Origin of the sequence: Geitlerinema sp. PCC 7407, assembly GCF_000317045.1 — a bacterium.
In the GTDB taxonomy this organism is placed as follows: Bacteria; Cyanobacteriota; Cyanobacteriia; order PCC-7407; family PCC-7407; genus PCC-7407.
This window is the reverse complement of record NC_019703.1, coordinates 3,871,668-3,884,234: the sequence shown is the minus strand read 5'-3', so window position 1 is coordinate 3,884,234 and position 12,567 is coordinate 3,871,668. Positions and strand designations below refer to the sequence as shown.

General features: G+C 58.6%; 14 protein-coding genes. 8 read left to right on the top strand and 6 right to left on the bottom strand.

Features of this window, described 5'->3' with window-relative positions:
- Positions 1-72: 72 nt before the first annotated feature.
- A complete protein-coding gene (locus GEI7407_RS15760; protein ID WP_015173199.1) occupies positions 73-510 on the top strand; it encodes a hypothetical protein in 438 nt (145 codons plus the stop codon).
- A gap of 75 nt (positions 511-585) precedes the next feature.
- On the opposite strand, the gene GEI7407_RS15755 is transcribed toward GEI7407_RS15760, so the two are convergent.
- The 3 genes from GEI7407_RS15755 to upp form a co-directional block, all read right to left on the bottom strand.
- Positions 586-873, bottom strand: coding sequence for a YggT family protein (locus GEI7407_RS15755; RefSeq protein WP_015173198.1), 288 nt, complete (start codon positions 871-873; stop codon positions 586-588).
- A gap of 161 nt (positions 874-1,034) precedes the next feature.
- A complete protein-coding gene (locus tag GEI7407_RS15750; RefSeq protein WP_015173197.1) occupies positions 1,035-1,379 on the bottom strand; it encodes a hypothetical protein in 345 nt (114 codons plus the stop codon).
- Between the two features lie 87 nt (positions 1,380-1,466).
- Positions 1,467-2,117, bottom strand: coding sequence for a uracil phosphoribosyltransferase (gene upp / locus GEI7407_RS15745; protein WP_015173196.1), 651 nt, complete (start codon positions 2,115-2,117; stop codon positions 1,467-1,469).
- A 661-nt stretch (positions 2,118-2,778) separates the two neighbouring features.
- Between upp and lexA the strand changes: the two genes are divergently transcribed.
- The 4 genes from lexA (at position 2,779) to GEI7407_RS15725 (ending at position 6,152) form a co-directional block, all read left to right on the top strand.
- The gene (lexA, locus tag GEI7407_RS15740; protein WP_015173195.1) at positions 2,779-3,390 is read left to right on the top strand and encodes a transcriptional repressor LexA; all 612 of its coding nucleotides are present in this window, start codon (positions 2,779-2,781) and stop codon (positions 3,388-3,390) included.
- Between the two features lie 87 nt (positions 3,391-3,477).
- Positions 3,478-5,286, top strand: coding sequence for a sodium:solute symporter family protein (locus GEI7407_RS15735; RefSeq protein WP_015173194.1), 1,809 nt, complete (start codon positions 3,478-3,480; stop codon positions 5,284-5,286).
- Positions 5,287-5,366: 80 nt separating this feature from the next.
- A complete protein-coding gene (locus GEI7407_RS15730) occupies positions 5,367-5,612 on the top strand; it encodes a hypothetical protein (protein ID WP_015173193.1) in 246 nt (81 codons plus the stop codon).
- A gap of 45 nt (positions 5,613-5,657) precedes the next feature.
- Entirely contained in the window at positions 5,658-6,152 is a 495-nt protein-coding gene (locus GEI7407_RS15725) for an N-acetyltransferase (RefSeq protein ID WP_015173192.1), read from the top strand.
- A gap of 12 nt (positions 6,153-6,164) precedes the next feature.
- Here the strand turns inward: GEI7407_RS15725 and GEI7407_RS15720 are convergent, their stop codons facing one another.
- Entirely contained in the window at positions 6,165-7,643 is a 1,479-nt protein-coding gene (locus tag GEI7407_RS15720; protein ID WP_015173191.1) for an ankyrin repeat domain-containing protein, read from the bottom strand.
- Positions 7,644-7,812: 169 nt separating this feature from the next.
- On the opposite strand from GEI7407_RS15720, the gene GEI7407_RS15715 reads away from it, so the two are divergent.
- Entirely contained in the window at positions 7,813-8,277 is a 465-nt protein-coding gene (locus tag GEI7407_RS15715; protein ID WP_015173190.1) for a DUF4079 domain-containing protein, read from the top strand.
- 7 nt (positions 8,278-8,284) lie between these two features.
- On the opposite strand, the gene GEI7407_RS15710 is transcribed toward GEI7407_RS15715, so the two are convergent.
- Positions 8,285-9,517 (bottom strand): RNA-guided endonuclease TnpB family protein, encoded by a 1,233-nt coding sequence (locus GEI7407_RS15710; protein WP_015173189.1) that lies wholly within the window; start codon positions 9,515-9,517, stop codon positions 8,285-8,287.
- 362 nt (positions 9,518-9,879) lie between these two features.
- On the bottom strand, positions 9,880-10,593 hold the full coding sequence (locus tag GEI7407_RS15705; RefSeq protein ID WP_015173188.1) for a DUF1997 domain-containing protein: 714 nt from the start codon (positions 10,591-10,593) through the stop codon (positions 9,880-9,882).
- Between the two features lie 489 nt (positions 10,594-11,082).
- Between GEI7407_RS15705 and GEI7407_RS15700 the strand changes: the two genes are divergently transcribed.
- Together GEI7407_RS15700 and GEI7407_RS15695 are read left to right on the top strand one after the other, a co-directional pair.
- Complete coding sequence (locus GEI7407_RS15700; RefSeq protein ID WP_015173187.1) at positions 11,083-11,742, top strand: SDR family oxidoreductase; 660 nt, start codon at positions 11,083-11,085, stop codon at positions 11,740-11,742.
- Between the two features lie 48 nt (positions 11,743-11,790).
- Positions 11,791-12,549, top strand: a complete 759-nt coding sequence (locus GEI7407_RS15695; RefSeq protein WP_015173186.1) for a glycoside hydrolase family protein — start codon at positions 11,791-11,793, stop codon at positions 12,547-12,549.
- The last annotated feature ends 18 nt before the right edge of the window (positions 12,550-12,567 follow it).

Here is a 12,567-nt window from a genome sequence, read left to right as displayed (position 1 = left end):
GCAGGTGCGCGGGTCGTGAGGCGATCGCTCGCTCCTTTGGCAAGTTTTGAACGTTATGGTGAGAAACCGTTTATGCGACTGAAAGCTTTTGCGGCGCTGGTGGTGGCGGGAGTGCTGTGGCTTGCGACAGCAGTGTGGACGCCGCCCGCCTGGGCTCTGACGCCGATCGAACTGCGCGACATCACCTATGGGCCATGTCCGACAGAGGTGGGTGAAGGGGCTGTCACCAGCGGCGGTATGTCTCTCGATGCGAACTGCTTCTTGGTGACCGGCAAAGCCGTCAATAAATCAGGTAAAACCCTGGTCAATGCCGACATCTTTGGGCGGATTTATGACGCCAACAACAACCCCATTTTGCAAAATCGCACCCGCCTGGGCTCCATTGACGAAGTGCCTCCCGGCGAGAGCGATTTTGAGCTGAGAATCTCGGTGCCCGCCAACCAGCCGACGCCCTTGCAGCTGAAACAGTTCAAGGCTTCCGGCTTCACGGGGACGGTGCGACGCTATTAAACCAAAAGATTGTTTCTTTCAAAGAACGAGGGGAGCGATCGCGCTTCGACTCCCCTTGGGCTGGGCGATCGCTGCCTACAGCCCCGGTACGCCCTGAGGTCCGATGCTGCTTACCAAGCCTGCCAAGAATTGCAGCAAGAAAATCGCCAGCACCGGTGAAAGATCGAGTCCACCGAGGGGCGGAATGATCGACCGAAACAGGTTGAGATAGGGGTCCGTCAGCTGGCTCAGAATCGAGAAAGGTGGGTCAAACCAGTTCACATTCGGAAACCAAGTCAGCAGGACCCGAATAATCAACAAAATGAAATAGATATTGAGAAACGTCGCCAGCGTGCTAGTCAGCAGCGTCACTGAGGGATTCATAGCGTTTTTGATTCCTGCAAATGCGCTTGAGCGCTTGAGATAGATCGATCAAAACCGATCGCCCAAACTTGATTGTAGTCTACAGTGCTGTAGACACTCTGGCCCTCACCCTCAGAGGCGATCGCCCCTAGAGCCCGGCTGGCGTTTCAGATCCTGGCTACCTAGCGATCGCCCGCCACCGCCCGCTCATCTTCTCCATGACCATTAATGTGCTCAGTGCCCAGGCGCTGCCGCACATCGTCGATCGCCTCATTGAGCTGAGCGATCTTGTCCTCTAGACCGCGGCGAGCCATCTCAATGCTGCGCTCATCCGCCAGCGGCAGAGGAGCGCGCTTTTTCGCTTTCGCCGGCTTGCCCTCGGTCTCACTCCCTGCCAACAGCACATTCTCCGAATCCGCTTTTTCTAGGCTGCGGCTGGCCAGCAGCGCTCCCACCACGCCACCGACAACCCCGCCGACTAGCGTGCCCAAGAAAAAGCCAGTACCAAAATTGTCTCGCTGACTCATGGTTGATCCCGTCCGTATCCGGTTTGCAGTGTGATTGACTCGTCCTCCCAGCTCAGCGGCTGGAAGAGAACCTGTTCGGCGCAGCGCCTAGGTGCCAAAGGTGCGATCGCCCGCGTCCCCGAGCCCCGGCACAATAAAGCCTCGTTCATCCAAGCCTTCATCGATCGTGGCCGTGTAGATATTCAAGCTCGGATAGTGAGCGCTCAGCTTTTGCAGCGCCGGGGGAGCTGCCACCACCGACACAATCCGCACAAAACCCGGATCAATGCCTCGCCGGATCAGCTCCTCCATTACGATCATAATCGTGCCGCCCGTCGCCAGCATCGGCTCCGGAATCAAAACCCGCGTCTCCGGCGCAAATCGCTCCGGCAGCTTATTCAAGTAGCAGGTCGCCTCCAGGGTTTCCTCATCGCGAGCCAGCCCGATGTGGTACACCGACGCCAGCGGCAGCAGACTCTGGGCTCCATCTAGCAGCGCCAGACCCGCCCGCAAAATCGGCACCACCACCAAAGGCACCTCCGGATTGACCCAGGTTGCCGCGCAGGGAGCCAGCGGCGTCTGAACAGTTCCTTCCACGGTCGGCAGCCAGTCTCGGATAGCCTCGTAGGTCAGCCAGCGACCCAGCTCGGTCATCGCGCTGCGAAAGAGAACCGGTGGCGTTGATCCATCGCGGGCCACGGCCAGCCAATGACGAATCAGGGGATGAGGCGGAACGTAAACGCGAAGTTGAAGAGTCACGGTCGGGAACTGGCCAAATCTAAATGACGGTGTGAATCAAGCGGCGCTCTCTGACACTGAGGTCAAGAAGGCGGTCTAGGCTGCTCCTGGGGCACGGGGAAAACCCCCTAGCTTTTGGGGATAAGCAAGCCAAGTATTGCACTATTGGCGATTCGCCGCCAACCCCGCGCCGGATTTGGGCTAGGTCTGCCTGAGAAAAGCACTTTCTTGGTCTGCCTAGGCAAAATTATTGCGATCTTTTCTCATTAGAGTTGACAGTAATTTTCAATAAGCCTATATTGAATTCAGTGTTCTCCTCTCAAAAGGATCGGCAGGTGGGGGCAGTCGTGTGACTGGTCCCCAATTTCTTTTTAAAGCTATTTCTGAATCTAAATTTGCAGATCTTTCTCAATAGTTTTTTGCGCATGGGTCACCCTGGGTTAGAGGGTCGCTTCATGAGCCCTGCGAAGAACCTGGAAAGAAAGACGCGATTGGATGCTCAGGAGCAGACAAAGACAGGATTTATCAAGTCCTATAGACGCCTCTCAAACCTGGAGCGATCAGGACTCCCAGAGGCTTTTCGCTGAATGTTTATTGAGCTATGGTATAAATATTATTTAGTACAGACGTTCTCAAGATTCTACGTCTTCGAGATCTATATTTTATGAAACCCTCGGCAACCATGGAACCGTTGACCAAAGTCCAGCAAGAGCTTTTTGACTGGCTGGTCTTGTACATTCGGGAAAATCAGCATCCGCCGTCAATTCGTCAAATGATGCTGGCAATGGGGCTCAAGTCCCCAGCGCCTGTGCAAAGTCGCCTCAACCATTTGCGCACGAAGGGCTACATTGACTGGACGGAGGGGAAGGCCCGTACGATCCAAATTTTGCTGCCTCAGGGGGTGCCAATCAGAGGAGAGATCGCCGCCGGGGGGCTGATCGAACCCTGTACGGATACGGTGGAGCAGCTAGATTTGTCGGAGTTTCTGATGCAGCCGCAGTACTTTGCGCTGCGGGTGAATGGGGACAGCATGATCGAGGACCACATCGCTGAGGGAGATGTGGTGATTATGCGGCCGCCGGTGGAGCCTGACCTGGTGCGCGATGGGACGATCGTGGCGGCGCGGGTCGAGGGCCACGGGACGACCCTCAAGCGCCTGTACCGAGAGGGCGATCGCGTGACGCTGCAGCCAGCGAACTCTTTGTATCCGCCGATCGAGGTGTTGGCGGAGCAGGTGGATATCCAGGGGGTGCTGGTGGGGGTTTGGCGCGGCTATGAGCGCGGGGTGAAGTAGGGCTGGCAAGGGCGATCGCTGGCTGCGTGGGAGAGAACCCAACTGTGGGAAGATGGTCTGCAATTCCCAGACGTGTTCTGATCCCCCATGCAACTGGTTGACTGGCTAATTGTCCTTCTTTACTTTGTCCTGACGATGGTCCTGGGGCTGTACCTTGCCCGCAAGGCATCGGGCAGTCTGGCGGACTACTTTGTGTCTGGGCGATCGCTCCCGTGGTGGCTGGCAGGTACCAGCATGGCCGCGACGACCTTTTCGATTGATACGCCCCTGTATGTGGCCGGTGTGGTCGGCAATCGGGGGATTGCGGGCAATTGGGAATGGTGGAGCTTTGGCATTGCCCACGTGGTGATGATCTATGTCTTCGCGCGGCTGTGGCGGCGCTCTGAGGTCCTGACGGATGCTGAGCTGACGGAGCTGCGCTACGGCGGCAAGGCGGCGGCTGTGCTGCGGGGGACAAAGGCTTTTCTGTTTGCGGTGCCGATCAACTGCATTGGCATCGGCTACGCCATGCTCGCAATGGTCAAGGTGATCGATGCCTTGGAGCTGTGGCAGAGCCTGGGTGTCACGCCGGGAGATGGTCTCAAGCTGTGGAGCGTGATCGGGGTCAGCGCGATGGTGCTGGTCTACTCGGGCTTTTCGGGGCTCTGGGGCGTGGTGATTACGGACTTTTTTCAGTTTGTGCTGGCGCTGCTGGGAGCCTTTGTGGTGGCGGTGGTGGCGGTCAACCACCTGGGCGGAATGCGGCCTCTGATTGAGTCTGCGCAGCAGTACACGGCCCAAGATGTGCTGTCGTTTTTGCCGTTTCATCTCGATGCGGGGGGATTCCGCTGGAGCGAGGTGGCGGGCATTACGAGCAGCACTTTCTTTGCCTATGTGTTTATTCAGTGGTGGGCGTTTCGGCGCAGTGATGGCGGCGGCGAGTTTATCCAGCGACTGGTGGCGGCCAAAAATGAGAGCGAGGCGGAGAAGTCGGCCTGGCTATTTAATGTGCTCCACTACATGATCCGCACGTGGCCCTGGGTGGTGGTGGCACTGGCGGCGATCGCCATCTACCCTGACCTGGGCGATCGCGAGCTCGGCTATCCCAAGCTAATGCTCGACTTTTTGCCACCGGTGGTCCTGGGTCTGGTCGTTGCCTCGCTGCTGGCTGCTTTCATGAGCACGGTCTCCACCTTGATCAACTGGGGGGCCTCCTATCTCACCAACGACCTGTACTACCGCTTCATCAAGCCCGAGGCAACCCAGGGGGAACTGGTCCTAGCGGGCCGATTGGCCTCGGTGGTGGTGACGCTGCTGGGCGCGATGGCGGCGTTCTTCGCGGAGGACGTGACGACGGTTTTCCGGCTGGTGATTGCTATCGGGACGGGACCGGGGCTGGTGCTGATTTTGCGCTGGTTCTGGTGGCGCGTGAATGCGGCCGCTGAGCTGGCCTCCATGATTGGCGGCTTTGTGATCGGGGTTTTGACCTCGTCTTTGGGGAGCGTTTTCCCTGACTTTGGCACACGGCTGCTGGTGATTTCTGCGAGTACTGCGGTGATCTGGATTGCGGTGATGGCGCTGACGCCTCCCGAATCCGACGAAGTGCTCGATCGCTTCTATACAAAGGTGCGCCCCGGCGGCCCAGGATGGCGACGCCAGCAAGGACGCACAGGCTTGCCGCCGCTCCAGGATTTGGGAAGAGATCTCAAACGGGTGATGGCTGCGCTGCTGCTGCTTTTTGGGGCGATGTTCTCGCTGGGTGGCTTCTTGCTGCTACAACCCCTGACGGGCTGGCTCAACTTGGTGGCAGCCGTGATCGGCGGCGTCTGGCTGCGGCAAATTAATAAATCTCAGGCGCCGCCGCCTGCGCGCCCTGGCCTGGAAAGCGATGCACCCATCGACGAGTATTGGTTGTAGGATTAAAAAATGAGAGCGCTTTGCAAAAAGTAACCAGCGCTCTGATGTCGCCTCTTTAGCTGCTCCTGTCCCTTGCTACCATGACTTTTTTTCGCCAGGTCATCGCTCCGTTTCTGATTGTGTTGGTGTTTTTGGTGGCGTTGCTGGCCGTGAGTGCCCGCATCTTTTTGCCGAGTGATATGGCGGCTCCGGCCCCTATGGAGGAGATGGCTCCCGTAGAGGCTGCTCAGGCGCAGCCCAGCAAGATTTTGGCGGACCTGCCCCAGGAGCTGCGGGTGCTGGTGCAAGGCCTGCCGGAGGATCCGAGCCTGTCGGGACAGCTCTAGCGACGCAGACCTATTTCGCGGCGGGGCGGTGAGCCAGTGTTTGAGGTGCCAGGGTACGAGCTAAAGACGGGGTCAGGGCTCGATCGGGCGCTGCTGACAAAATTTATGGGCCAAACCTATCGGGAGTTTTTCCCGGTACCGGATTTGTCTGTCCTCCAGCGGACGGTGGAGCAGTATTTTTCTCCAGAAACGCCGCTGTGGTGGGTGGAGCCGCAGTCAGCGGATCCGCCGGAGCCGAGCTTGCTGCCGTCTGCGGTGCGGGAGCCGGTGGGCTGCCTGTGGATGGGCAACGCGGTGGATCAGGTGGAGGGCGATCGCCATGCCCATGTTTTTTTGCTGTATGTGGCGCCGGACCATCGCTGCCGGGGAATCGGCTCGGCGCTGATGCGCCATGCGGAGTCCTGGGCCCGAGAGCGAGGCGATCGCCGGTTGGGCCTGCAAGTGTTTGCGGACAATGCGATCGCCCTACATCTCTACGAATCCCTGGGCTTTCAGGTGCGCTCCCTGTGGATGCTCAAGACCCTCGAGCCAGAGCCCTAATCCCCTAAGCCGCTATTCTTGCGCTCCTGCCTGCCGCAGTCGCTGGGCCACGCTCCTAAAGCCATTGAACTCCGCGATCATCAGGGCGCTGTAGCCGCCCTGGTTGCGCTGATTGAGGTCGGCCTGGCCTTCGATCAGGGCTTCGATCGCGTCTAGGTGGCCCTGATGGGCGGCCCACATGAGCGCTGTGGCTCCAGACTCGTCTTGGGCAGAGGGATTGGCGCCGTGGGCAATGAGGGTCCGAACCATGTCGCCATCGCCCTGATCGGCGGCCCGCATGAGCAGGGTTTTGCCCGTTTTGGTCTGAATGTTCGGGTTGAGGCCGACCGCGAGCAAGACCCGAACAGTGTCGATGTGACCGTGGCCGACAGCGAGGGTGAGGGCGGTTTCCCCAAAGTTTTTGCTGCTGCTGTCGGCGCCGTAGCGCAGCAGGTGAGCTGCGATCGCGCTGTGGCCGTGGAGAGCCGCCACGAGGAGCGGCGTGTCGCCGAGGCGGTTGCGGTGCTGGGGGTCGGCTCCTCGCTCTAGCAAGAGCTGAACGGTGTCAGTGTGCCCCTCAACGACGGCCAGGTTCAGCGCTGTTTCGCTGTCTTGGTCCTGCGCTTGAAGATTTGCGCCGCGATCGAGCAGCTGCTGGGCGATCGCCGTGTATCCCCCGGCGGCCGCTGCCATCAGGGCCGTTTGGCCTTCGCCGTTGGCGTAGTTGGGGTCGGCTCCGTGGTTGAGGAGGGCCTGGGCGATGGCGCCGTGTCCTTGGTCAGCGGCCAAAATCAGGGCTGTGTCTCCGGCCCGATCGGCAGCGTTGACGCTGGCCCCGTTTCCCAGGAGGCAGGCTACCACGGCTTCATGGCCCGCTTCGGCGGCGGCTATGAGGGGCGATCGCCCTTCCACGTCCCCCTTGTTCACCGCTGCCCCGCGATCGATCAGGGCCTGAACCAGACCCAAGTGGCCCTGCTGGGCGGCCAACACCAGCGGCGGGTCTTCCTCGATGGCAGGCGGCAAATCCGCGCCCGCCTGCAAGAGCATTTGGGCGATCGCGCCGTGTCCCTGCCGCAGCGCCAGCATCAGCGCCGTATCACCGTCTTGGTCCACCGCATTCACCGCCGCCCCCGCCTCCAGCAGCATCTCCACAATCACCGCGCTGCCCCGCAGCGCAGCCGCCATCAGCGCCGTGCTGCCATCTTCATTACAGGCATTCACCGCTGCGCCCGCCTTCAGCAGCAGCGCCACCGTATCCACCTGCTGCCCCGCTGCCGCCAGCATGAGCGCCGTCACCCCAAAGCGCCCCTGAGCTCGATCAATCGCCGCGCCACCTGTCAGCAGGCGCTGCACAATTTCCCGGTAGCCCTTCTGGGCCGCGAACATCAGCGCCGTAGTTCCCGCGCTGTCCGTTTCATCGACGACGGCCCCTGCTGCTAGCAGCGCCTCCACCTGATGCAGATCCCCCGCCCGAGCTGCGCGAATTAGTCGCTCGTCCTTTGCCGCTGCCATGTTCTGGTCCTGAAACTGCGCCTGTTGCTTTCCTTCTATCCTCCGACGGAAATGCCTCGAGCCATGATTAGTTGCCTAAAATTTCGCGGAGAAACAATTTTTGATTCTCGTCCCCGGACTATACTAAGTTTTATAAAGCTTGACTCTATTCAGCCACTTTCGGAGACCTATGTTAGAGATTCCTGCCGCTCTCAAGCCGGTGATGACCTTCTTTCACCCGCTCTTGATGTGGGTGCTCTTGGCCGTGACCCTCTATGCTCTCTACCTCGGCATCCAGATCCGCCGAACCCGCTCCGCTGAAGGCGATCTCAAAAAAGAGCTGATCAAGGGCAAATTTAACCTCAAGCACCATGTTGTGGGCTCGATTTTGCTGGTCTTCATGGTGACGGGGACGCTGGGCGGCATGGCCGTGACCTATATCAACAACGGCAAGCTTTTCGTCGGGCCGCACCTGCTGGCAGGCCTGGGCATGACGGGGCTGATTGCGACGTCTGCGTCGCTGGTTCCCTTCATGCAAAAAGGCCAGGGCTGGGCGCGATACACCCACATCGTTCTCAATGGGGTGCTGGTGGGTCTGTTTGGCTGGCAGGCTGTGACGGGCATGCAGATTGTGCAGCGAATCCTCAACTCGTGACATACTCCTACACCGATACTGACGTATACGGTGTCGGCTTCTCAGTGACCCCTGGTAACCCATCGGGCGTTGCCTGAGCTTTATTGACGGAATGCCCTACCGCCAAATACTTGATATTGACCGCTGCATTGTGGTCACGGTCAATCGTCAGCCCACACTCAGGACAGGCATGAATCCTGTCCTGAAGTGTTTTTGGTACCTTGACCCCGCAACCAGAGCAGTTCTGAGACGTACCGTTGGGATTCACTTCAATCGTCAGCAACCCGGCTCTTTCAGCCTTGATTGCCAGAATTTGCAGGAACTGGCCCCAACCAGCATCATGAGTTGACTTTGCCAGCTTGCTCCTGGCAATACCTCGAATGTTTAGCTTTTCATGAGCAACATGATTTCCTTTGGATAAAAGCTTGTTTGCGACTTTGTGGTGAAAGTCCTTGCGCTGATTTGAGACTTTTAGGTGCGCCTTGGCAACTCGTTTAACCGCCTTCTTCCGGCGATTGGACCCTTTTTTCTTGCGTGACAGTGAACGCTGCAACCGCTTCAGACGCTTTTCAGCTTTTCGGTAGTGCTGGGGAATGGGTTCTTCTTGCCCTGCATCGTCTACCAAAAACGACTTCAAGCCCAAATCAATCCCCATCGTGTTCTCAATGCCGGTGGCATCGGGAGTGAGAGCTGGGACAGAGGAGTCTTCCAAGCTCAGAGTCACATACCAGCCATCAACTTTGTAGCTGACGGTGGCGGTCTTGACCTTGAAGCCTTCCGGTAAGGGTCGATGCTGAATCAGTTTCACCCAGCCAATCTTGGGGAGATTGATTTGTTTGCCCTGGATGCAGTCTTGCTTTGCTTGCGGGAAGGTGAAGGAGCGATAGCGGCCTGCTCCTTTGAAGCGAGGCTTGCCGCTTCGCTTGCCGTTGCAGTCTCCTTTGAGCCAGCGGTCAAAGGTCTTCTTCACCCGGCCAATGCAGTCTTGCAGCACTTGAGAGTGAATCTGCTGGTACTCCGGAAACAGAGCTTTGGAGTTCACCAGGTCTCGTTTCTGAGAGTAGAAGTCAGGATTCTCTCGAAGCTCTGGCAGATGACAAATTAAGGGACAGACATTGATGTCACAGCGGTTTTGTTCATACCAAGAGAACCGCTCACCGAGACGGTAGTTGTACTGTCTGCGCAAGAGTTCCAGCCATTCGCTCATCAAGGCGACTTGACTGGAAGTTGGACGCAATCGGTACTGGTAGGCGGTTCTCATTTGAGTATTTTACTGGGTGCGATTTTTCAGCATCCGTTCCCTGAGCTGGAGAGTAGGACTTTCTGACTTGGGGCAGAAGAGGGGGTTCATGACGGGGCTGGTCGGTTCTCGCGTCAAACATAGTTCACCGACCGTCCCGCCATAAACGCGCCTTCATCTCGCGCTAAATCAGAGATTATGGACGTGAGGCTTCTGGCTGAACTAGCTAACGGATCGCCTGCGCACCTCTCGATCCTGAACCCATAAATCGCTAAGGGCCTCCCAAGCTAGCTTGAGAGGCCCTTTTGCATAGATTGAGATAGCGGGTAAGGCGGGGCCAGAACTTGCCGGGTCAGCGTCGGGGGCTGCTGGCCAGACTCGCCCTAGAGGGCGTCGTGATGACCCCGAGCCCAGAGCGACTTTTTCTTGGCGGGCTGGGGCATGGCTAGGCCGAGGTTGCTGTGAAAGTCTTCTTGGACCTTGTGGGTGAGCCGGCGCGAAACTTGGCGCACGATCTGGCGCAGGAGGCGATCGCCCGTCGTCTGGATCAGGCCCTGGGGCAGCGCGTGAATGAACTTCGGGAAATGAATGGTCACTTCCAGGTCCAGGGTCCACTCGACATGGGTCATGGTGGCATCCACCTCGCCGGGGTGCTCTAGGAGAGACAGGGAAGCCTGGAAATCGACGTCGTAGCCGATGGGCGTGTAGTCAGGGACCGCAATGGTGCGAATGCGGTAAACCCCTTCTTCTTGGGGCAGCAAATCGAGACCAATTTTGGGCTCAATCTCGTAGCCAAAGGAGCCAAAGCGGCCAATCACCAGAGCGTAGCCATTTTCGCTGATGGGCTCGGCCTTCATGGGATGGGCGCAGCGACGAAACCATCCCGGATGCGCGTCAAGGTAGTCGCCAACGGTGCGAGCATCGGCCTGCATTTCCATGCAGCCGACAAAGTGATTCCGAAACCGGGTCGGCTCGGCGTGGGTAGAATGCTCCGAATGCTCAGTCACGGAAAAGTCAGGATTGGTCAAGCCTGTCATCGAATCCAGCAGCGCTTCGTGAACCTCGACGGGAGAATGGTGAATGGAGTGTGACTGCATACCCGCTTCTACGCGCTCCTTAGGTGTGAGATTAGAGTTCCCAGGGGGGCAAGCCAAATTGCGCAAGATTTGGCGTGGAGGATCCGGAGCCTGCTACGGGCGGGGACCAACCGTTGGGACAGTCATGCTTTTCAGCATAGCGGCTGAACCAAATGCCAAACCACGTGAACTATCAAAACTAAACTGGAGGCTGAGTTTCTGGAAAGGGGGGATCCGAGGGGCGATCGCGCCTTGGGAGGATTTTTGGCGTGATGTATTCTTCTCTAGCAAGTTTGGGCTGGGTTTGTACTGGGTATTTCCCCATATCTTTAGCGACGGGAGCGGGCGATCGCCGCTGTCTTAACCCCCTTGAACGGCATCACTCCTGAGCGCCAATTTTCCGCAAAGACTGCCAAAAGACAGAAAAATCAAGGAATTGGCAGTAGTACGATCAATGCTTTGAGCCCTTTTCATCTCAAGCACTGAATCTTAAAAAATAGGACAAAACCGATGAAAGTTTTGGTTGTGGGAGCTACCGGCGAAACGGGGCGGCGTGTGGTAGAAGAGCTGGTGCGTCGCCAGATCGCTGTTCGAGCCTTGGTGCGCAACCGCGAGCAAGCGACCAGCCTCTTGCCGCCCCAAGCCGAAATTGTGGTGGGCGATGTCCTCAAGCCGGACACTTTGACCGCTGCCCTAGACGGCATGACCGCCGTCATCTGCGCCACGGGCGCCAGACCGAGCCTGGATCCGACAGGCCCCTATCAGGTGGACTACGAGGGGACCAAAAACCTGGCGATCGCCGCTCAGCAGCACAATATTGAGCACCTGGTGCTGGTGTCTTCCCTCTGCGTCTCGCGCTTCTTTCATCCCCTCAACCTGTTTTGGCTGGTGCTCTGGTGGAAAAAGCAAGCCGAGGAATTTTTGCAGCGCAGCGGCCTGACCTACACCATTGTTCGCCCCGGCGGCCTCAAAAATGAGGACTCCGAAGCGTCGATCATAATGGAAAAAGCTGACACGCTTTTTGAAGGCAGTATCCCGCGAACCAAAGTTGCTCAAGTGTGCGTCGAGGCCCTCTTCCAGCCCGCTGCTCGCAACCAGATTGTCGAGATCGTGGCCCGACTGGAGGAACCCAGCAAGCCCTTGGCGGATCTGTTTGAAAGCGTGGCCTAAGCCTCCCCCAGGGACGCTCAGCCTCACTCCGCGATTGACACCCCCATCGTGCACTCTCCTCCGCCTGACTCCAACTCGCCCCTCGCGCCAACTCCTCGCCCAAGGCGGCCCAGAGGTCGTCGCCGTCGTGGACGCCTCGTACTCGTTGGTCTGTCCCTGCTGGCCGCCCTCTGGGTCGCGCGATCGCCCTGGACCGAGGTCCAGCGCCTGATCCAGGATCCGCGCTATCCGGGCCAGTGGGACTATGTCGCGCCCCTCGTCATGGAGGGCGGCGACCCCTACGTTCGGGCGCTGATGCGGACCATCTCCGCCAGCGAGGCCAACGATCTCGAGCCCTATTCGCTGCTCTACGGCGGCTACCGAATCGAGGATCTGCGCCAGCATCCGGATGAGTGCATCACCATCGTGGCGGGACCAAATGAGGGAGACTGCACGACTGCCGCTGGCCGCTATCAGTTCATCACCACGACGTGGGAAGACGTGGCGGCTCTCTACCATCCCCAGCAGGGGCAGCCCTTCCAGTTTTGGTCGGCTGACTTTAGCTTTGAGCCGGAGTATCAAGATCTGGTGGTCTATCGCTGGCTGAGCGATCCGGGGGCCTGGGGCATTGATATCCCAGAGCTGCTGCGCCAGGGGCGTCTGGACGAGGTCCTCCAGAACCTGTCGAGCACCTGGACGAGCCTGGGCTATGGCATCGAGACCAACTCGATGACGAGCTATTTGCCGACGATCTATGAAAAGGCGCTGCGAGAAGAGCTTCAGCGCGTTGGCCAGTCGGTAAATCTGAGGGGCGACGACGCTGGTTAATAAGAAAGTCCCCCAGCC

Coding starts and splice junctions, on each gene's coding strand:
- GEI7407_RS15700 (WP_015173187.1), top strand. CDS start 11,083: ATGAAAGTTTTGGTTGTGGGAGCTACCGGCGAAACGGGGCGGCGTGTG.
- GEI7407_RS15760 (WP_015173199.1), top strand. CDS start 73: ATGCGACTGAAAGCTTTTGCGGCGCTGGTGGTGGCGGGAGTGCTGTGG.
- GEI7407_RS15720 (WP_015173191.1), bottom strand. CDS start 7,643: ATGGCAGCGGCAAAGGACGAGCGACTAATTCGCGCAGCTCGGGCGGGG.
- GEI7407_RS15710 (WP_015173189.1), bottom strand. CDS start 9,517: ATGAGAACCGCCTACCAGTACCGATTGCGTCCAACTTCCAGTCAAGTC.
- GEI7407_RS15750 (WP_015173197.1), bottom strand. CDS start 1,379: ATGAGTCAGCGAGACAATTTTGGTACTGGCTTTTTCTTGGGCACGCTA.
- lexA (WP_015173195.1), top strand. CDS start 2,779: ATGGAACCGTTGACCAAAGTCCAGCAAGAGCTTTTTGACTGGCTGGTC.
- GEI7407_RS15735 (WP_015173194.1), top strand. CDS start 3,478: ATGCAACTGGTTGACTGGCTAATTGTCCTTCTTTACTTTGTCCTGACG.
- GEI7407_RS15730 (WP_015173193.1), top strand. CDS start 5,367: ATGACTTTTTTTCGCCAGGTCATCGCTCCGTTTCTGATTGTGTTGGTG.
- GEI7407_RS15755 (WP_015173198.1), bottom strand. CDS start 873: ATGAATCCCTCAGTGACGCTGCTGACTAGCACGCTGGCGACGTTTCTC.
- GEI7407_RS15715 (WP_015173190.1), top strand. CDS start 7,813: ATGTTAGAGATTCCTGCCGCTCTCAAGCCGGTGATGACCTTCTTTCAC.
- GEI7407_RS15705 (WP_015173188.1), bottom strand. CDS start 10,593: ATGCAGTCACACTCCATTCACCATTCTCCCGTCGAGGTTCACGAAGCG.